The organism is Mycobacterium sp. DL592, from assembly GCF_011694515.1.
In the GTDB taxonomy this organism is placed as follows: domain Bacteria; phylum Actinomycetota; class Actinomycetes; order Mycobacteriales; family Mycobacteriaceae; genus Mycobacterium.
In genome coordinates this window covers 632,168-651,035 of record NZ_CP050192.1, presented here as the reverse complement: position 1 = coordinate 651,035, position 18,868 = coordinate 632,168, and the positions used below count along the sequence as shown (strand labels likewise).

Below are 18,868 nucleotides of genomic sequence, written 5' to 3'. Positions count from 1 at the left end.
CAACCGTTGCCACACAACCGCTCAGGTGGCGCGGACCTCGTCGAGGAAGGCTCGGACGGTAGCCTCCGGTGTCCCGGCCGGCAGCCCGACCATCACCCGATCGATGATGCCGTCGCAGCGGGCCCTGAGCGCACCGGCCAACTCCCCCAGCGGCGCGACCACGGCGAAGGTGTCCAGGATCTCGTCGTCGATGAGGGTGCCCATGGTGTCCCACTGCCCTTCCATCGACAGCCGGTGCAGTTCGGTCTGCAGGTCTGCCCAGCCGTGCAGTTCCAGCACCTTGCGGTAGGCCGGGGTCGAGGCATAGAACGCGATCTGCTTGCGTGAAGCTGTTGCCGCCGCGGCCATTTCCGCCTCGTCGGCACCGGTCACCACGAACACCGGCGCGAACATCTGGAAGTCGTCGCGGCTGCGGCCGGACTTGGCCATCCCGCGCTCCACCGCCGGGATCGTCACCTCGTCGAAGTAACGCTTGGTGGTGAAGGCGTGCGCGATCATCCCGTCGGCGACCTCGCCGCACATCTCGGTCATCAACTCGCCCACCGCCGCGATGAGGATCTTCGGCGAACCGTAGGGCTGGGGCTCCGGGGTGAACATCGGCGTCATCAGCCGGTGGGTATAGAAGTCCCCGTCGAAACTCAGCTTGGTGCCGTGATGCCAGCAGTCCCAGATGGCGCGCAGCGCGACGACGAACTCGCCCATCCGTTTAGCCGGCTGACTCCACGGCATGCTGAACCGCTTCTCGATATGCGGTTTGATCTGAGTGCCCAGGCCGAGCAGCAGCCGGCCTTGGGAGTACTCCTGTAGATCCCAGCCGACATTGGCCACGGTCATCGGGTTACGCGCGAATGCCACGGCGATGCTCGTGCCCAACTCGATCTGCGAGGTGTGCTCGGCGGCCAGGGTCAACGGCAGGAACGGGTCATGATTGATCTCGGCGGTCCAGCAGCCGTCGTAGCCGAGCTGCTCGAGTTCGCGGGCCGCGCCGGCGACTTCGGCGAGCCGGGTCATCACTCCGCGGTCGACCTTGAGACCGCCGCCCGACGCCATGCTGGCAGACGCTACAGTAAGCAATTCAGTATGGTCAACGCGCGCACGGTTAGGACACATCGATGGGCAACGCGCAGGACTGGCAGGACACACTGCACGACCTGAGTCGGCGGCGTCAGAATGCCCACGCGATGGGCGGCGACGAACGGCTGGCCAAGCACCACGCCAAAGGCAAACTCGACGCGCGGGCCCGTATCGACCACCTTCTCGACCCCGGCACCTTCCAGGAGTTCGGCACCCTGGTCGGAGGCGAGATCGCCGCCGACGGTATCGTCGCCGGGGCCGGACGCGTCGGCGGCACACCGGTGATGATCGGGGCCGAGGATTTCACCACCCTGGCGGGCACGATCGGCCCCGGCGGCAACGCGAAGCGCTACCGGCTGGCCGAACTCGCTTTGCGCAACAAGGTGCCGCTGGTAATGCTGTTGGAAGGGGCCGGTTTTCGGCCCAGTGGTGAGCACTATGGCCGCAGCCCCACCGACCTGATCGCCCAGGCGCAGTGTTCAGGCAAGGTGCCGACCGTCTCCGCTGTGCTCGGCCCGTCGGCCGGCCACGGCGCACTGGTGGCGCCGGTGTGCGACTTCAGCATCATGAGCAGTCAGGGCGCCATCTTCACCGCGGGTCCGCCGGTGGTGAAAGAGTCCACCGGAGAGGACATCTCGAAGGAGGACCTCGGCGGCCCCGATGTCGCCCTGCGCAGCGGCGTGATCCACAACTTCGCCGAGACCGACGAAGCGGTGCTCGACGACGTGCGCCGCTACCTGTCCTATTTCCCCTCCAGCGCATGGGCCTATCCCCCGACCCGGCTCTACGACGACTCGGCGGAACTGCGCCCCACCCCGGAGTTGCTGGACATCATCTCCCGGGACAACCGGCGCATCTACGACATGCGCACCGTTCTCGACGTGGTGTTCGACGAGCCGGACTGGCTCGAGGTGCAGCCAAAGTTCGGCCCGGCGATCATCTGCGCGCTGGCGCACCTGGGCGGCTATCCGGTGGCCGTCGTGGCCAACCAGCCGACGAAGCTCGCGGGGTCGATCGACGCCGATGCCGCCGACAAGGCAGCACATTTCATCATGGTGGCCGACTCGTTCCACCTGCCGATCGTCTTCCTGGCCGACAATCCCGGCATGCTGCCCGGCAGTGCGTCCGAGCGCAGCGGTGTGCTGCGGTCCGGCGCGCGGATGTTCGCCGCGCAGACGGCGGCCACGACGATCAAACTTCATGTGACGCTGCGCAAGGCGTTCGGTTTCGGCTCGATGGTGATGTCGCTGTTGGGTTTTGACAGCCAGGTGGCGACCTTCGCCTTCCCGGGAGCCACCATGGGGGCGATGAGCGCGGCGGCGCTGAGCCGGGCGTCGCACGCCGACGACGACGTCACCGAGATTCTCAAGAACATGGAACTCGAGGCGTCCTACCGCTCGGCGAGCAACCTCGGGTTCGACGAACTGATCTCGCCGGAAGAAACCCGCAATGCCCTACTGCTGGCCTTGCAGCGCGGTGTCTACAGCCGCCAGCAGGTCGCAGAACCGGTGTCGCGCACCGTGATCACACCGTAGCGCGGTAGGTCTGCACGACCGGTTCGAGCTCGTCGGGGGTGGCGCCGTGCAGGATCACCGCGTCGGCACCATAGTCGAATTCCTTGCGGATCCGGTCGACGCATTGTTGTGCGGATCCGGTGGCCGACGGCTCCAGCCATTCGTCCGGAATCAGCGTCGCGATGTGCTCGATCTGCTCGGCGGTGCCCTTGTGGTCGATGCCGCCACCGATGGACTGCACCACCGAGTCGGCCCGGAACCGTTCCAGCACAGCGGGATCCCAGCCGTTGGTGGTGACCAGAAGATCCCCGTAGCCCTGAAGGTAGGTGGCCAGGCGGGCCACCGTCTTCTTCAGCCGCAGCTCTTCGGGCAGGTGGTCACCGACGGTGGCGAAGCAGGACCACACGCGCACGCTGTCCGGGTCGCGACCGGCCTGCTCGGCGGCGTCCTTGACAGTCTTGACGCAGCGCTGCAGGGTTTCCGGGGTGAAGTAGGTGTGCAGGATGACGTCGTCGAAGGCGCGTCCACCGAGCTTGAGGGTGTTCGGCCCGAACGCCACCAGCGCCAGCCGGATGTCCTCCCGGAAGTCCGGATCGAGGAACAGGATCTGGTACTTCCCGAGCGGGCCGTCGTGGTTGAAGATGATCTCGCCCTGCCACAACCGGCGCATCACCTGGGCGAAGTCCTCCATCTGCGCGGTGGTGACCGCCGGAATGCCGAACGCCGAATAGATGGCGCCGATTCCGCGTCCGATTCCCAGGGTGAACCGGCCACCGGACAGTCGATGCATGGTGGTGGCCCACGACCCGGTGATCAGCGGATGGCGGGTGTTGTGATTGGTGGCGGCCGTGGCGATCTGCATCCGGGTGGTCACCGCGCACGCGGCGCCCACCAGCGACGAGGCCTCTTTGACGTTCCAGCGCTCGGAGATGAATGCCGTTCCGAAGCCGAGTTCCTCACCGCGGCGGGCCTCGTCCATCAGGGTGGCAGGACCTTCGCCGCCGGCACCGGCCAGCAGGTAATAGCCGAGTTCGTCCAAAGGTTGGTCAGTCACTTCCACTCTCCTTGTTTGTGGCCGCAATTCCAGACCTCGACGATCCGGCCGTCGACGACGCGGAAAATCTCCATGCTTCCGATGCAGAGCTCGGTACCGTCGGTGAGGCGCATCGGCGACTGGTAGACCAGCGCCACGTGCTCGCCGTCGTCGCCTGCGACGATCAGGTTCAGATCGAACCGGATCTCGTCGAACATCCCCCAGGTGTCGACCACCCGTTTGACCGCCTCGTCATGGGTGAGCACATGGACCTCTCCCACCTCGTGGCGAATCACGCTGTCCCCCAGAAGTTCTTCGGCCAGCGCGAAGTCCCGCGTGTTCCAGACCACCAGGTTGTAGAGCTCGACGACCTCACGCGCTGTCCTGCCCACCGGCGCTGACGTCATTCCAGGCAACTTAGTTGTCGTGTGTTTAATATGCAAGGGTGCCCTCGCCCGAACGCGGCTTGACGCAAGTGGAGCGGGTCGAGACGTCTCGACGCCGGCTGATGGAGGCTGCCGCCGCGCTCATCGTCGAGAAGGGTTGGGAGGCAACGACCGCCGCGGAGATCGGCCGTCGCGCCGGGTACAGCCGCACCATGGTGCACGCCCGCTACGGGGGCAAGGACGCCATCCTCGACGACTTCATGCAGGCGTACATGAGTGGCCTGAACCCGGACCCGGATCCGGCCGCGACGGGTATGGAGCAGGTGCTGGCCCACATCGACCGGATCCGTGAGCTCTACGCCCGCGAACCTGACGTGTTCAGGGCGATGTACGTGGCCACCTTCGAAGCGGTCAAGACCACCTCGCCGCTGCGTGACCGGATCGCTGCCGACCTGTCGAGCGCGGCGCACAAGATCGCCGCGAGCCTTCGACACGGGATTCGCGACAAGTCGGTACGCCGCGATGTCGACGTGGACGCAGCGGTCGGCGACATCACCGCGGCGACGTTCGGCGCGGTGTTCGTCTGGATCGCCCTGCCGGGCAGCTTCGACATCGGCCGCGAACTGGCCCGCACGCGCGAACGGATCATCCACGACTACGGGCCCAGGACGAAACCGGCATAGCCGCGCTCGGCCACCTCGTCGCACCGTCTGCGGTACTCCGGGATGCCCGCCGTGTATCCCATGTACATCCTCTTCTTGCCGCGCACGTTCGCGCCGTTGTACCAGGAGTTGCAGCTCGGGTGAACCAGGACTGTCGGTGCGACAAGGGAAGTGGTGTGCTCGATCCACTCCCGCTGGGCATCCGGCAGGGCCTCGATGGTGCGAAACCCACCGTCGCGCAGATACGTGATGCAGTCCCCGATCCACTCCACGTGCTGCTCCATGGCGGTGACGAAGTTCGTCGCGGCCGACGGGCTGCCCGGGGCCTGCACGATGAACAGGTTGGGGAATCCGGCCACCGCCAGCCCCAGGTAGGCCACCGGCCCGTCCTGCGCCCAGACATCACGCAGCAACACCCCGTCGTGGCCGCGGACCTCGATGCGCGTCAGCGCTCCGGTCATCGCGTCGAAGCCGGTGGCATAGATGATCACATCAAGGTCGAAATGGCCGTTCTCGGTGTCGATCCCGGTCGGTGTGACGGTCCGCAGCGGGCCTGTGCGCAGGTCGACGAGGGTGACGTTGTCCCGATTGAACGTCTCGTAGTAGCCCTGGTCGATGATCGGGCGCTTACACCCGAAGGGATGGCTGGGCACCAGCGCGGCCGCCGTCGCGGGATCCGACACGATCCGCGCGATCGCCTGGCCGTAGAGCTCGGTGGCCATCCGGTTGGCGTCGATGTCGAAGAAGATGTCACCCCAGCTGAGTGCACCGACGATGCCGCGCACCTCGACGGCGCGGCGCTTCTCCTCCGCGGTGGCCGAGCTGATCGGTGGACAGCTGAGCATGTCGATGAGCACCGAGAAGGCGCTCAGCCGCGCCGCACCCACCGGATGTTCACGCTGCGCTCGGCGGATCTCGCCGTAGCGCGACTTCAGCTCGTCGAGTTCGCCGGGTTCGAGCGCGCGCACCGACCACGGCAGCGTGAAGGCCGGTGATCGCTGGAAGACGTAGAGATGCTCCACCGTCGGGGCGATCACCGGAATCAGTTGCACCCCGGTCGATCCGGTGCCGACCACACCGACGCGTCGGCCGGTGAGGTCGACGCCGTCGCGGGGCCAGCGGCTGGTGAACAGCGAGGTTCCGGTGAACGTCTCGATGCCGGGAATGTCCGGCTCCAGCGGAACCGACAGGATGCCCGAGGCGGCCACGACGAACGGGGCGACGTAACGCTGCCCGGATTCGGTCTGCAGCAGCCACTCGGCGGCGTCCTCATCGAATGTCATCGCCACCACGTCGGCGCCGAAGCTGATGTCGGTGCGCAGGTCGAGCCGGTCGGCGACGAAGTTCAGATACGCCTCGATCTCCGGCTGGGCAGGCATGGTCTCCGTCCACACCCACTCCTGCTGGATCTCCTCGGAGAAGCTGTAGGAGTACTCGATGCTCTCGATATCGCAGCGCGCGCCCGGGTAACGGTTGAAAAGCCATGTGCCGCCGACATTGTGCGCCTTCTCCAGCACCCGGGCGTGCAGGCCGAGCTCACGCAGCCGGTGCAGCATGTAGAGCCCGGAGAACCCCGCCCCGATGACGATCACATCGAAGCGCCCTGCTTCGGCGGTGGGGGTCATCGACTCTCAGCCGTCAGCAGTCGAGAAACGCAATAGCGTTCGGGTGAGATGCAGCGACTTGATTCGCCAAGCGCCGTCACGCTTCTCGTAGGTTTCGTGGTAGTGGCCCGCCCCGTGCAGCTGGTTGCCGTCGGGAAAGAACAACATATCCTCCATCGCCCAGATGCCGGTCGCGGTCGTCGGCGAATCGAGAGTGAGCTCCGGCGTGTGGCAGTGGTGGACGGTGGCCACCCCGTCCAGCGTTGCCAGCACCATCGGGACGAAGTTGTCCACGCCCTCGATCGGCGGACCCGTCTGCGGGTCGTTGCCACCCGTGGAGACGGCGCCGTCGAGCAGCACGGTGAGGTCGGCGCAGAACACCGCACGCCAGCCCTCGACGTCCTTGGTGTCCAGATACCGGCAGTAGCGGGCCTTGAGCTGCCGGATGGCTTCGAGTTCGTCGGCCGTCGTTGTCACTGTGCACCCTTCGGTCGCGCGTGTGGAGAGACCAACTGTAATCACCGTGATAGTCGTGGTCACCACGTCCTCGCTATTCTCATAGTCCGATATACCGTATGGTTTACAGTATCTATCGCCGGAAGTGCAACCAGAAGAATCGGAGGTCGGCATGGAGAGTCCGGTAAACCCCACCGAGACCCTGGATCTGCTGTCCGACCCGTACCCGATATTCGCCGCACGGCGCCGGGAGTCACCGGGCATCTTCGAAGGCTCGGTCATGGACTGGTCGAAGGCCGCCGAGATGCGGCCCAAGGACATGTACGCCGCGGTGTCCTTCGATGCGGTCAACCGGGTGTTCCGGGACAGCCAGGCCTTCAACTCCCAGATCTACGACTCAACCGTCGGGCTGTTCATCGGCCCGACACTGCTGGCGATGGAAGGCCGAACCCACTGGCAACATCGCAACCTGGTGTCCGCGGCGTTCAAGTCGAAGTCGCTGCAGCGCTGGGAGCCGACGATCGTGCGGCCGGTCGTCAACACGTTGATCGACGAGTTCATCGCCGACGGCCAGGCCGATCTGGTCAAGCAGTTCACCTTCGAGTTCCCCACCCGGGTGATCAGCAAGCTGCTCGGTCTGCCCGAAGCGGACCTGCCCTGGTTCCGGCAGCGGGCAGTCGAGCTGATCAGCTACCACATCCGCTACAAGCGGGCGTTCGAAGCGTCGGCGGCGCTGAAAGACTACTTCCTGCAACAGATCGAGCTGCGCCGCTCGAGGCCGACCGAGGACATCATCGGCGACCTGGTCTCCGCCGAGATCGACGGCGAGAAGCTGACCGACGAAGCCATCTACTCGTTCCTACGGCTGCTGCTGCCCGCCGGGCTGGAGACCACCTACAGGTCCTCGGGGAACCTGATCTATCTGCTGCTGAGCCATCCCGAGCAGTTCCGGGCCGTCCAACACGACCGCGAGCTGCTGGCGCCGGCCATCGAGGAGGGGCTGCGCTACGAGACGCCGCTGACCACCGTGCAACGCTCGGCCAATACCGACACCGAGATCGAAGGCGTCACGATCCCCAAGGGTGCGGTGATCGACGTGTGCATCGGGTCGGCCAACCGCGACGAGCAGCGCTGGACGGATTCGGAGAAGTTCGATATCTTCCGGAAACGACTGCCGCACATCTCCTTTGCCGCCGGTGAGCACACCTGCATGGGATTGCATCTGGCCAGGATGGAAACCCGGGTGGCACTGGAGACGCTGCTGGACCGGCTGACCGACATCGAGTTGGTGACCGACGACAACCCACGGATCTGGGGCCAGCCGTTCCGGTCACCGACCGCGATCCCGGTGACCTTCACCGCTGCGCGCTAAACCGGCCTCGGTACCCGGCAGCCGATCGTCTTGGTTTCCAGGTACTGCTGGAACCCCTCGATCCCGCACTGCCGTCCCACACCGCTGTTCTTGTAGCCGCCGAAGGGCGCGTCGGCCCCGTAGAACATGCCACCGTTGACGCCGAAGGACCCGGTCCGGATGCGGTGCGCGATGTCCATCCCGCGCTCGATCGACCGTGACATCACGGCCCCGGCCAGGCCGTAGGGGCTTTCATTGGCGATGCGCACCGCGTGGTCGTCGTCGTCGAACGGGATGACGATCAGCACCGGGCCGAAGACCTCCTGCTGGGCGATCGCGGCGCTGTTGTCCACACCGGTGATGACCGTGGGTGCAACGAAGTGCCCGCCTGCGAGTTCGGCGGGCAGATTCTCCGGCGTGCCGCCGCCGGTGGTGATCTCGGCACCCTCGGCACGCGCGGCGGCGATGGCCGTCAGCACCCGCTGTTTCTGGGCGGAACTGATGAGCGGACCGACCAGAACATCCTCCCGCACCGGGTCACCCACCGGGACAACGGAATACGCCGCGGTGATATCAGCCACCGCCTGCTCGTACAGGGAGCGGTGGATCAGCATGCGGGTGGTCGCGGCACAGGCCTGTCCGGCATGCACACACACTCCGACCGCAGTGGGAACGATGGCAGCCGGGTTCGCGTCGTCGAGCACGATCGCCACCGACTTACCGCCGAGTTCGAGGAACATCCGTTTCATCGTGTCCGCGCCCTGGCGCATGAGCAGCTTGCCCACCGACGTCGACCCGGTGAACGAGATCATGTCCACCCGCGGGTCGGTGCCCAACAGCCCGGCGACCTCATTGGACGGTGTCGGGACGACGTTGACCACCCCCGCCGGGATGTCGGTGCGCTCGGCGATCAGCCGGCCCAGCCGGGTGGCGTTCCACGGGGTGTGCGGGTCGGGCTTGAGGACCACGGTGTTTCCCGCCGCCAGTGCGGGTCCCAGTTTGTTGAGGATGACCTCGATCGGGAAGTTCGACGGCGTGATCGCGGCGACCACCCCGACCGGTTCCTTGACGACGGTGCGCACGTTGCGGTCTCCGAACAGGCCGCCGCCCTCGAGCGTGCGCTGCCACTCGAAGTCGTCGATCAGGCCGGCCGGATAGCGCAGCGCTTCGGCGAGCGGCCAATCCAGCTGAGCCGACAGTGTGGTCATCATCGGGCATCCGGCCTCAGCGACGAGTTCCTCACGCAGAGCGTCTTTTTCGGCCTCGATCGCACCCTGCAACTGTTCGAGCACGCGTTTGCGCAGCGAACGGTTGGTGGACCAGTCCGACTCGTCGAACGCGTGACGGGCCGCGTTGATCGCCCGATCCATATCGACAGCACCGGCGGCTGCCGTCGTCCCCAGCGGCAGGCCGGTGGCCGGGCTCTCGTTGACGAACTCGGCACCGGAGGCCGCCGGCACGAGGTCGCCGTCGACGAGCATCCGGGATTCGGCACACTCCGCAGCCCTGCGACCCAGTTCGATCGAATCCACGCGGCCTCCTGGTCAACTGTAATTGTTACAGTAGTTTATTCAGAACCACTGAGGAGGCGCTGGCGTGATCAAAGTGATGGATGGCTTCCGGGTACTGGAGGTCGCACAATTCACCTTCGTTCCCGCCGCGGGCGCGATACTGGCCGACTGGGGCGCCGACGTCATCAAGGTCGAGCACCCGGTGCGCGGAGACACCCAGCGGGGCTTCCTCTACATGGGCGGATTCCAGCTGAACCCCGACCGTCATCCGCTCATGGAGCATCCCAACCGCGGCAAGCGCAGCGTCGGCATCGACATCTCGACACCGGAGGGCCAGGAGGTGCTCTACGAGATCGCCAAGACCGCTGATGTGTTCCTGACCAACTACATGCCCGGTGTGCGACAGAAGAACAAGATCGACGTCGAGCACATCCGTGCGGTCAACCCGAACATCATCTATGCGCGCGGCAGCGCATACGGCGACAAAGGACCCCAGCGCGACGTCGGCGGCTATGACGGGACGGCGTTCTGGACCCGCAGTGGGATCGGGTATGCACTGTCGCCGGCAGAGCTGGGCGGCATGCTGGCCCAGGGCATCCCCGCCTTCGGCGACTCGATCGGCGGCATGAACATCGCCGGCGGCATCTCCGCGGCGCTGCTGCACCGCGAGCGCACCGGCGAGGCGCTCGAGGTCGACGTATCCCTGATGAGCACCGCCTGGTGGGCGGCCGGTGCCAGCGTGACCCAGGGCATGGACACCGGCGAGTGCATGCGGGCCGAAATGCCCAAATCGGGCGGTTCGCAGTTCAATCCCTTCCTCGGCAACTACGTCTCCTCCGACGGCGGGACGATCAACCTCTGCATCGTCAGCCCGACCGGTCTCATCCGGGACACCTTCGAACATCTCGGCATCCCGGAGGCCGCCGACGATCCGCGGTTCTCCGACGTGATGCCGCTCATCGAGAATGCCGAGGCCGCAAGCGAGTTGATCGCGGCAGCTGTCGGCGCCAAACCGTTCGACTACTGGCGCGAACACCTCAAGACCATGCGCGGCCAGTGGGCGCCCTACCAGAGCCTGGTCGACCTCGCCGCCGACGAGCAGGCGATCGCCAACGACATGATCGCGGAGGTCGAGGCCGCCGACGGCGGGGATCCGTTCAAGGTGGTCCGCGGGCCGGTCCAGTTCAACCACGAACCCCTCGAAACCACCCGCGCGCCACAGGCTTCCGAGCACACCGAGATCGTGCTGATGGAGATCGGGCTGGACTGGGACCGCATCGAAGCCCTCAAGGAGTCCGGTGCCATCGCCTGAGGTCGCCATCATCGGCGTCGGCCTGCACCCCTTCGGCCGCTTCGACGGCAAGTCTGCGATGGCGATGGCCGTCGACGCCATCGTCGCCGCGGTGGCCGACGCCGGTATCGAATGGCGCGACGTCCAGTTCGCCACCGGCGGGAGCTGGACGGTGGCCAACCCGGATGCAATCGTCGGGATGGTCGGACTCACCGGGATCCCGTTCACCAACGTGTTCAACGCCTGCGCCACCGCGGCCAGCGCCGCCAAGGCGTGTGCCGACGGGATCCGGCTGGGCGACTACGACATCGGCATCGCGATCGGGCTGGACAAGCATCCGCGCGGCGCGTTCACCGAAGACCCCGCCCTGGTGGGTATGCCGCGGTGGTATGCCGAGAACGGCCAGTACCTGACCACCCAGTTCTTCGGCATGAAGGCCAACCGCTATCTGCACGAGCACGGTATCTCCCACAACACCTTGGCCAAGGTCGCCGCCAAGAACTTCCGCAACGGTGCACTCAACCCGAATGCGTTCCGCCGCAAGCCCATCAGCGAGGACGAGATCCTCACCTCACCGATGCTGAACTATCCCCTGACGCAGTACATGTTCTGCGCGCCCGACGAGGGTGCGGCCGCGGTCGTGATGTGCCGGGCCGACATCGCCCACCGCTACACATCCAAGCCCGTCTATCTGCGGGCAGTGGAGGTACGGACCCGTCGGTACGGCGCCTACGAGGTGAACACCACCTTCGCCCCGGTCACCGAGGACGTCGCGCCGACGGTGTACGCCGCCCGGGCGGCATTCGAGAAGGCCGGTGTCGCACCGCAGGACGTCGACGTCATCCAGCTCCAGGACACCGACGCCGGCGCGGAGATCATCCACATGGCCGAGTGCGGCTTCTGCGCCGACGGCGACCAGGAGCGGCTGCTGGCCGACGGTGCCACCGAGATCACCGGTTCGATGCCGATCAACACCGACGGCGGACTGATCGCCAACGGCGAGCCGATCGGCGCCTCCGGGCTGCGCCAGATCCACGAGATCGTCCGGCAACTGCGCGGCGAGGCCGGGGACCGGCAGGTACCCGGGGAGCCGAAGGTCGGCTTCACCCAGCTCTACGGCGCACCCGGCACCGCAGCGGCGAGCGTCCTGACCCGTTAGGGCTTCGTGACCGGAGCGGCGTAGGCCGGCTTACCCAGTCCGAGGACGTACTGGGCGATCATGTTGCGGAACACTTCCAGTGTGCCGCCGTAGATCCCGGACAGCGGCGCGAAGCGATAGATGTATTCGGCGGCACCGTCGTCGGCCGCGCCGTCGCTTCCCTCCGGCAGCGCCGAAGCGGTACCGAGCAGGTCCATCAGGTCCGGTGCGATATCGCGCATGGTCTGCGCGAGGGCCACCCGGCCATAGATGCTCGGCGAACTCAATGCGGCCTCCAGCCGAGCCGAACTGCGCCCGAGCCGATACGCCACCGCCCCGTTGTCGACGGCCCGCACGCCGTTGGGATCCCGCCGGCCCACCATGGCCGCCGCCCGGTCGACCGCGGTGGCCATGAAGCCGCCCTGGTGCATCATGATCGACACGTCAGCCAGGCCGTCGGAGGCCGCCTCGACCGCGCCGTGCTCGGCGTTCAACGGCTCGCGCAGCACCGTCCAGCCGCCGTTGACCTCACCCAGCCGGTACTTGTCGTCGACCCGCACATCGCTGTAGTAGACGATGTTGGTGCGGTCGCCGTCGACAGTGCGAATGCCCTGGATCTCGATACCCGGCGTGTCCAGCGGGACCAGAAACATCGTGAGGCTCTTGTGCTTCGGAGCGCCCGGGTCGGTGTTGGTGATGAGGAAGACGTACTGGCAGTTGTGTGCGCCGGTGGTGAACATCTTGGAGCCGTTGATGATCCAGTTCTCGCCGTCACGAACAGCGCGGGTCTTGCAGGTGGCGATATCCGAGCCGCCCTCGGGCTCGGTGTAGCCCAGGCACAGCCGGACGTGGCCGCTGAACACCCCTGGCAGCACCTCGTTCTTGAGCTCCTCGGAGCCGAATCCGGCGACCGATCGCGCCACCATCGAGGTGGTCCCCCAGGTAACCCACGGCACGTGCGCGCGGCGCTTCTCGAGTTCCCAGATCCGGCGGTGCACCCGGCTGAATCCACCCTCGGATTCGGGCTTCCACTCCTTCTCGAGGTAGCCGCGGGCGCCCAGCGCCAGGTGTACGCCCTCGTGGAAGTTGTCGCCGGTCTCCCGGTCGTGGCGGATGACGTCGTCGGTGACCTGCGCGCGCAGGAAGTCGCGCACCTCGTACAGGAAAGCCTCGTCCTCGGCGGAGAGTTCGACGCGGGAGAAGTCCATAACCCTTGCCTCCTAGACTGTTTCGCGCTCGGCGATGATGCGGGCGATTCGGGTGGCGCTGGCCGCCGGGTCACCGCCGGCCAGCGCCCAGCCACGGGCCCGGACCAGATATGCCGTGGCGGCGGCCTCGGCCGACACCCCGAGACCGCCTTGGATGTGCACCGCCATGGTGGCGGCTTTGGCGGCCTCCTCGGCCATGAACACGAACGCGGAGGACGCCAGCTCGGGCCGTTCGTCGGGTTCGTTGTCGAGGAACCAGGCCGCCCGGCGAGCGAGGTTTCGTCCCCCTTCGACGGTGATCACGATGTTGGCCAGCGGGTGGGAGATGGCTTGCAGGGTCGCGATCGGAACACCCAGGGTGTAGCGGGTCTTGGCGAACTCGGCGGCGATGGTCATCGTCTCTTCGACAAGGCCGACCAGCACCGCGGCAGCCAGCAGCCGCCACTCATCCAGGGCCCGTTGGTATTCCGCCAGGGCCACCGGGCCCGAGCCGATGACGGTGCGGCTGTCGGCCGCGGCCGGGTCCACCCACGCCATCGGCAGCTTGCCGATGTTGTCGACCTTGGCCGGGCGGGTGCCGAACGTCAGCGACACCACCTCGTCGCCGTCGCGCACGATGATGCGGTCGGCGATCGACGCGGTCGGGACCAGCCGCCGCCCGGTGACGCTGTCCTGCTGGGTGTCCAAACCCACCAGGCTGGCGCCGCCGACGATATCGGCGGAGTCCAGGGCATCGAGGCGCGCGAGCAGCCGGGCCGCGCTGACGTGGTCGATCCACGGGACCGGCGCCAGCGATCGGCCGATCTCCTCGGCCACCAGCGTCAGGTCGACCAGGGTGGCGCCGTCACCGCCCGCCGTCTCGGGTAGAGCCATCGTCGTGGCGCCCATGGCGCACAGGCGTTCCCACAGGCTCTTGTCGAAGCCGGAGGCCTCGGCGGCGCGAACGGTGTCGATCGGGCAGGACGACTTGAAGAACTGGCGATAGGCATTCTGCAGGTCGGTGTGATCCTCGGTCAGGCTGTAGTCCAGCCTGCGCAGCTCGTAGCGATCCATTCAGCGCTCCTTGAAGAAGAAGTCGTGGGCGTTGTTGAACAGGTAGTCGTCGAGTACCTCGGAGGGCAGGTCGAGGGCCAGCGCTTCAGGGATGACCCGATGCATCCGCAGAACCGGCCAGTCCGAGGCGTACATGACCTTGGTCTGCCCACGGGTGCGCATGTAGTGAAGAAGACTCTCCGGCAGCCGTTTCGGCGACCACGCCGAGGTCATCAGGCGCAGGTTCTCGTACTTGATCAGCAGCCGGATGGCGACCTCCCACCACGGGTCGGCGCCGTGGATCATGCACAGCCGCAGTTCGGGGAACCGCGCGCACACCCGGTCGAGGTGGATCGGGTTCTGCACCTCACCGGGAATCGGGGGGCCGGGCAGCCCGGTGTTCAGGCACAGCGGCAGGTCGATCTCCGCGCACTTGGTGTAGAGCGGGTAGTAGACGGCGTCGCTCGGCGGATACTGCGCATCACCCCAGAAGCTGGGCCCCACAACGGCATAGACCACCGGAAGGTCAGCGGCGACGGCGGTCAGCTCGCGCAGGGTGGGCATCGGCTTGAGCAGGTTCAGACCGCCCATCGCCAGGGCGAACCGGTCTGGGCGGGCCTGGGCGAACCTGCGTGCGGTGACATGCGGTGTGGTGATGTTGTCCATCAGGACGGCTTTACGCACGCCGTGGGCGTCCATCTCGTCGAGCAGTTCGCCGAGATCCACCGGCGCGAACATCGACTGCGGACCCTTGAAGTAGTCGTCGCGGACCTTCAGCATCCAGCTGGGCTGCTGTTGCGTCTCACCGAAGTGGACGTTCACCAGGGGGTCGATGACGTTACGGGTCATGTCAGCGCACTCCCTGCTGTGCGGCAACGGCTTTCGCCCACCGATAGTCAGCCTTGCCGTTACCGAGCCGCTTGACCTGTTCGACCACGATGAACTCCTTGGGCGACTTGTACCGGGCCAACTCGGCGGTGCAGTGTGCGTGCAGGTCGCTGTGGTCGACGTCGCGGTCACGGAAGGCCACCAGCGCCACCACTTCCTGACCCCACCGCTCACTGGGGCGCCCCACCACCAGCGCGTCGGCGATCCCGGGGTGTGCCCGCAGGACCTCCTCGACCTCTTCGACGAACACCTTCTCGCCGCCGGTGTTGACCACCAGCGAGTCCCGGCCGAACAGTCGCAGCGTGCCGTCGACGGCAAGCGACCCACGGTCACCGGAGATCACGACACGCTGCCCGTCGACCACCGGGAACGTCTTCTTGGTAGCGTCGGCATCGTCGAAGTAGCCCAACGGGATTCGGCCGGTGCGGGCCACCCAGCCGACCTGGTCATCACCGGCCCGCAGGAACCGGCTGTAGTCGTCGGCGAGGACCAGGGCGCCGTCGCGCAGTTCGAAGGTGTCCTTCTCGTCACCGCGCATGCTGCGGCCGAATCCGACGTTGCCGGTCTCCGAGGAGCCGTACCCGTTGATCAGGATGATGTTGGGCAGCAGGTCCAGCAGCGCCCGTTGATGTTTCGGGTTGGTGGCGGCGCCACCGGTGGCCAGTGCGTACAGCGACGACAGGTCGTAGCTGCCGCTGCCGAGTTCGGCGACCAGTGGCCCGGCGTAGGCGTCACCGACCATCGTCATCATGCCGACCTTCTCCCGCTGAGCGGTGGCCAGCACGCGCTGTGGGTCGAACTTGGCCGAGTCGTAGAGCACCACGGTCTGCCCGTTGAGCACCCCGGCGAAGGCCGTCCAGATCCCGGCGGCATGCATCAGCGGTGACACCGCGAACCACGGCGGGCCCGGCGGGCCGAGCTTGGCGTGGATCTCGGCGACCGACTCGTGGTCGGCCCCGTTCATCGACACGGTGTAGGTGTCGCCCTGGCGCCACATCACGCCTTTGGGCCGTCCGGTGGTGCCGCCGGTGCAGATCATCAACACGTCGTCCGGTGACGGCGCGGCCTCGCGGTTGCTATCTCCCTGTGCCAGAGCCTCTTCCAGCGTCACCGCACCCGGAAGATCCGGGGTGTCACCACCGTCGTCGACGCCGATCAACAACGTGGCACCCGAGGAGGCGAGGACGTCGGCAAAGCGTGGCGCCATGCTGCGGTGGTAGATGACGGCCGTCGGTTTGACGTAGTCGAGAAGTTCGGCGACCTCGCGGGGCGTGTAGTGGTAGTTGACGTTGACCGGCACGGTGCGCGCCTTCAGGCAGCCGATGACCGCCTCGGGGTAGCGGTCGTTGTGCATGACGAGTGCGACCCGGTCCTGTCCGCACTCCCAGTTCTCGAGATCGCCGCGCTCGCAGTGGGCACCCAGGCCCTGTGCGATCAGGAAGTTGGCCAGCCGGCGGGTGCGGTCGGACGCTTCGGCGTAGGTGGTGACGCGCTCGCCGCACACCGTCATCGGACGGTCGGGCACAGCCTCGGCGACGGCGTCGAGGACCGCACCGATCGTCCACTCCGGCATGTCTCAGGCCGCCGACGACACCGAAAGGCCCAGCAGGGTCAAGGCGTTGTCGCGCATCACCTTCCGGGTGTCGGCGGCACTGAACTCGGGGAACTGCGGGATGTCGGCGGTGAAGGACATCGGGTCGGCGAGCCCTTCGCCGTGCGGCCAGTCGGAGCCGAACAGAATCTTGTCGACACCGATCGTCTCGGCCAGCAGCTTCACGTCGTCCTCGTAGTACGGGGCGATCCAGACGTTGGCACGCAGCTGCTCGACCGGATCTTCGGTGAAGTGGTACGGCGCGGTGTTGGCGGCTTTCTTGAGCCGCTTGATCAAGCGGTAGACGAAGTAGGAGCCGTTCTCGATGCTGGCCACCTTCAGCGTGGGGTGACGGGTGAAGACCTGGTGCACGATCATCGACGCCATCGCGTCGTGGATGGCACGGTCGTCGAGCAGCACGTTGTCGAGCGGGTCCCGTTTGCCGAACCCCTCGAAAGTGGCCTTGCCGCCCCACAATGCAGAGATGGCCAGATAGCCGCTGTCGGACAGATGGAAGATCACCGGCACACCCGCCTCGGCCAGCCGGGCCCACACCGGGTCGTGCAGCGGGTCGCCGAGCGAACGGGGCTTGACCACGCCGGGCACCGGGGCGGGCCGGACACAGACGATCTTGGCGCCGCGCGCCAGGACGAAGTCGACCTCGGCCGCGGCCGCGTCGGGGTCGGCCAGCGAGATGATGGGCGCCGACAGGAACCGGTGGTCGGGCCGGTCGAAACCCCAGTCCTCGTCGAGCCACAGATTGAACGCGTGCAGCGAGGCCATGGTGGCTTCGATGTCGGTCTTGAGCGCCTCCTCGACGCCGCAGGCGAAGGTCGGCAGCATGAAGACCGTCTCGAGGTTCTGCTTGTCGAGGAACCTCAGCCGGGCGTCGCGGTTCTGGTACTCGGGGTGATCGCCGAGGCGGTCGACCTTCATCAACGAGGCGGGGTCGACGCCGTCGGGGATTTCACCGCGGAACAGCAGGTCCAGGCAGCCCGGCTCGATGATGGGGTCGAAGGTGGGGTTGGGGATGAAGTGATTGACCCGGTCGCCGATGACGGCCTGGGTGCGCTTGCCGTCGCTGAGCATCTGGACGCCGCGGCGCTTGAACTTCTTGTCCAGGTGGCGGGTGAAGGCATCCAGTGGTTCGTAGTAGTGGTTGTCGACGTCGATCGCTTTGTAGTCCAGGGTCATCTGCGTCGTCCTCCGATCACGGCAGGGGCGGGAAGTTGGGGGGGCGCTTCTCGAAGAACGCGGTGATGCCCTCGATGAAATCGGGGCGCTGCATCGAGTCGTGCATGAGCCCTTCGGCCAGCTCGCTGCTCTGGGCGAGTTCGCGCAGGGCATCGCCGTAGACCTGGTGCTTGATCACCGCCAGTGAGCTGGGCGCACAGTTGGCCGCGATGTCCTCGGCGTAGGCGATCGCCCGCGCCAGCAGCTCCTCAGGTGCCACGACCTCTTTGACCATGCCGAGTTCGGCGGCCTCCTCGGCGAGGAAGACCCGGCCACTGAGCAGCAGGTCCAGTGCCGCACCCCAGCCGATGACCCGCGGCAGAATCCACGAGATCGCGTACTCGGCGATCAGGCCGCGGCGGGCGAACGAGGTGGTGAATTTGGCTCCGGCAGCGGCGAATCGGACGTCGCACATCAACGCCTGGGTGAGCCCGATGCCGGCGCAGGCGCCGTTGATGGCGGCGATGACCGGTTTGCGCAGCGTGGTCACGAAGAAGGCGTGCCGCTCGCCGACCAGCGCGGACAGGTCGGTGTCGCCGGCGCTCTTGACGGTGGCAGCACCGATGCTGTTCAGGTCGCCCATGTCGGCTCCGGCGCAGAACGCGCGGCCTGTGCCGGTTACCACGATCACCCTGACCTCCGGATCTGCCTCCGCCCGGTCGAGGCCTGCGTAGAAGCCGGCCGCCAGACCGCCGCCCCAGCCATTCATCCGTTCCGGACGGTTGAAGGTCAGCACGGCCACCCCGCTGTCGCGGACCTCGTAGAGGACCGCCGGATCACTTTGGGCGACAGCGGATTCCGATGACGGATCGGAGTCGAGATCAGTACGGCCACTCATCGGGCTGCGCACACCTCCAGATCAGTCACCACCATCGGATATGTCCATACTGTACACC

17 protein-coding genes are annotated in these 18,868 nt (G+C 66.7%); 5 read left to right on the top strand and 12 right to left on the bottom strand.

Annotated elements, in window-relative coordinates; genetic code table 11:
• Positions 1-21 precede the first annotated feature (21 nt).
• Positions 22-1,050: an LLM class F420-dependent oxidoreductase gene (locus HBE64_RS03195; RefSeq protein WP_167097704.1), complete on the bottom strand. Its 1,029-nt coding sequence runs from the start codon at positions 1,048-1,050 to the stop codon at positions 22-24.
• A gap of 62 nt (positions 1,051-1,112) precedes the next feature.
• Here HBE64_RS03195 and HBE64_RS03190 point away from each other — a divergent pair, with 62 nt between their 5' ends.
• Complete coding sequence (locus HBE64_RS03190; protein ID WP_167097702.1) at positions 1,113-2,609, top strand: acyl-CoA carboxylase subunit beta; 1,497 nt, start codon at positions 1,113-1,115, stop codon at positions 2,607-2,609.
• On the opposite strand, the gene HBE64_RS03185 is transcribed toward HBE64_RS03190, so the two are convergent.
• The gene (locus tag HBE64_RS03185) at positions 2,599-3,642 is read right to left on the bottom strand and encodes a TIGR03857 family LLM class F420-dependent oxidoreductase (RefSeq protein WP_167097701.1); all 1,044 of its coding nucleotides are present in this window, start codon (positions 3,640-3,642) and stop codon (positions 2,599-2,601) included. The two genes, HBE64_RS03190 and HBE64_RS03185, sit on opposite strands and share 11 nt — an antisense overlap.
• Complete coding sequence (locus HBE64_RS03180) at positions 3,639-4,013, bottom strand: ester cyclase (RefSeq protein ID WP_167108571.1); 375 nt, start codon at positions 4,011-4,013, stop codon at positions 3,639-3,641. The genes HBE64_RS03185 and HBE64_RS03180 overlap by 4 nt, the downstream gene beginning before the upstream one ends.
• 53 nt (positions 4,014-4,066) lie before the next feature.
• Here HBE64_RS03180 and HBE64_RS03175 point away from each other — a divergent pair, with 53 nt between their 5' ends.
• Positions 4,067-4,690, top strand: a complete 624-nt coding sequence (locus HBE64_RS03175) for a TetR/AcrR family transcriptional regulator (RefSeq protein ID WP_243841479.1) — start codon at positions 4,067-4,069, stop codon at positions 4,688-4,690.
• On the opposite strand, the gene HBE64_RS03170 is transcribed toward HBE64_RS03175, so the two are convergent.
• Positions 4,663-6,294 (bottom strand): NAD(P)/FAD-dependent oxidoreductase, encoded by a 1,632-nt coding sequence (locus tag HBE64_RS03170; protein ID WP_167097699.1) that lies wholly within the window; start codon positions 6,292-6,294, stop codon positions 4,663-4,665. The genes HBE64_RS03175 and HBE64_RS03170 overlap by 28 nt on opposite strands.
• 6 nt (positions 6,295-6,300) lie before the next feature.
• Entirely contained in the window at positions 6,301-6,750 is a 450-nt protein-coding gene (locus HBE64_RS03165; RefSeq protein WP_208300555.1) for a nuclear transport factor 2 family protein, read from the bottom strand.
• A 151-nt stretch (positions 6,751-6,901) separates the two neighbouring features.
• Here HBE64_RS03165 and HBE64_RS03160 point away from each other — a divergent pair, with 151 nt between their 5' ends.
• Positions 6,902-8,101, top strand: coding sequence for a cytochrome P450 (locus tag HBE64_RS03160; RefSeq protein ID WP_167097695.1), 1,200 nt, complete (start codon positions 6,902-6,904; stop codon positions 8,099-8,101).
• On the opposite strand, the gene HBE64_RS03155 is transcribed toward HBE64_RS03160, so the two are convergent.
• On the bottom strand, positions 8,098-9,561 hold the full coding sequence (locus HBE64_RS03155; RefSeq protein ID WP_167108566.1) for an aldehyde dehydrogenase family protein: 1,464 nt from the start codon (positions 9,559-9,561) through the stop codon (positions 8,098-8,100). The genes HBE64_RS03160 and HBE64_RS03155 overlap by 4 nt on opposite strands.
• Positions 9,562-9,688: 127 nt before the next feature.
• On the opposite strand from HBE64_RS03155, the gene HBE64_RS03150 reads away from it, so the two are divergent.
• Complete coding sequence (locus tag HBE64_RS03150) at positions 9,689-10,903, top strand: CaiB/BaiF CoA-transferase family protein (protein WP_167108563.1); 1,215 nt, start codon at positions 9,689-9,691, stop codon at positions 10,901-10,903.
• A complete protein-coding gene (locus tag HBE64_RS03145; protein ID WP_167097693.1) occupies positions 10,890-12,041 on the top strand; it encodes a thiolase family protein in 1,152 nt (383 codons plus the stop codon). The genes HBE64_RS03150 and HBE64_RS03145 overlap by 14 nt, the downstream gene beginning before the upstream one ends.
• Here the strand turns inward: HBE64_RS03145 and HBE64_RS03140 are convergent.
• The 6 genes from HBE64_RS03140 to HBE64_RS03115 are packed head-to-tail and all read right to left on the bottom strand — an operon-like array spanning position 12,038 to position 18,810.
• Entirely contained in the window at positions 12,038-13,228 is a 1,191-nt protein-coding gene (locus HBE64_RS03140) for an acyl-CoA dehydrogenase family protein (RefSeq protein WP_167097691.1), read from the bottom strand. The genes HBE64_RS03145 and HBE64_RS03140 overlap by 4 nt on opposite strands.
• A 12-nt stretch (positions 13,229-13,240) precedes the next feature.
• Complete coding sequence (locus HBE64_RS03135) at positions 13,241-14,281, bottom strand: acyl-CoA dehydrogenase family protein (protein WP_167097689.1); 1,041 nt, start codon at positions 14,279-14,281, stop codon at positions 13,241-13,243.
• Positions 14,282-15,109 (bottom strand): amidohydrolase family protein, encoded by an 828-nt coding sequence (locus HBE64_RS03130; RefSeq protein WP_167097687.1) that lies wholly within the window; start codon positions 15,107-15,109, stop codon positions 14,282-14,284.
• A gap of 1 nt (position 15,110) precedes the next feature.
• Positions 15,111-16,721 carry an acyl-CoA synthetase gene (locus HBE64_RS03125; protein ID WP_167097685.1) on the bottom strand — a complete coding sequence of 537 codons (1,611 nt, stop codon included), beginning with the start codon at positions 16,719-16,721 and terminating at the stop codon, positions 15,111-15,113.
• Positions 16,722-16,724: 3 nt separating this feature from the next.
• Entirely contained in the window at positions 16,725-17,933 is a 1,209-nt protein-coding gene (locus HBE64_RS03120; RefSeq protein ID WP_167097683.1) for an amidohydrolase family protein, read from the bottom strand.
• 16 nt (positions 17,934-17,949) lie between these two features.
• A complete protein-coding gene (locus tag HBE64_RS03115; RefSeq protein WP_167097681.1) occupies positions 17,950-18,810 on the bottom strand; it encodes an enoyl-CoA hydratase in 861 nt (286 codons plus the stop codon).
• Positions 18,811-18,868: the final 58 nt, after the last annotated feature.

Bases quoted from the DNA above. Each gene is read 5' to 3' on its own strand.
- HBE64_RS03195 (WP_167097704.1), bottom strand. From the start codon at position 1,050: ATGGCGTCGGGCGGCGGTCTCAAGGTCGACCGCGGAGTGATGACCCGG.
- HBE64_RS03190 (WP_167097702.1), top strand. From the start codon at position 1,113: ATGGGCAACGCGCAGGACTGGCAGGACACACTGCACGACCTGAGTCGG.
- HBE64_RS03170 (WP_167097699.1), bottom strand. From the start codon at position 6,294: ATGACCCCCACCGCCGAAGCAGGGCGCTTCGATGTGATCGTCATCGGG.
- HBE64_RS03160 (WP_167097695.1), top strand. From the start codon at position 6,902: ATGGAGAGTCCGGTAAACCCCACCGAGACCCTGGATCTGCTGTCCGAC.
- HBE64_RS03155 (WP_167108566.1), bottom strand. From the start codon at position 9,561: ATGCTCGTCGACGGCGACCTCGTGCCGGCGGCCTCCGGTGCCGAGTTC.
- HBE64_RS03150 (WP_167108563.1), top strand. From the start codon at position 9,689: ATGGATGGCTTCCGGGTACTGGAGGTCGCACAATTCACCTTCGTTCCC.
- HBE64_RS03140 (WP_167097691.1), bottom strand. From the start codon at position 13,228: ATGGACTTCTCCCGCGTCGAACTCTCCGCCGAGGACGAGGCTTTCCTG.
- HBE64_RS03135 (WP_167097689.1), bottom strand. From the start codon at position 14,281: ATGGATCGCTACGAGCTGCGCAGGCTGGACTACAGCCTGACCGAGGAT.
- HBE64_RS03130 (WP_167097687.1), bottom strand. From the start codon at position 15,109: ATGACCCGTAACGTCATCGACCCCCTGGTGAACGTCCACTTCGGTGAG.
- HBE64_RS03125 (WP_167097685.1), bottom strand. From the start codon at position 16,721: ATGCCGGAGTGGACGATCGGTGCGGTCCTCGACGCCGTCGCCGAGGCT.
- HBE64_RS03120 (WP_167097683.1), bottom strand. From the start codon at position 17,933: ATGACCCTGGACTACAAAGCGATCGACGTCGACAACCACTACTACGAA.
- HBE64_RS03115 (WP_167097681.1), bottom strand. From the start codon at position 18,810: ATGAGTGGCCGTACTGATCTCGACTCCGATCCGTCATCGGAATCCGCT.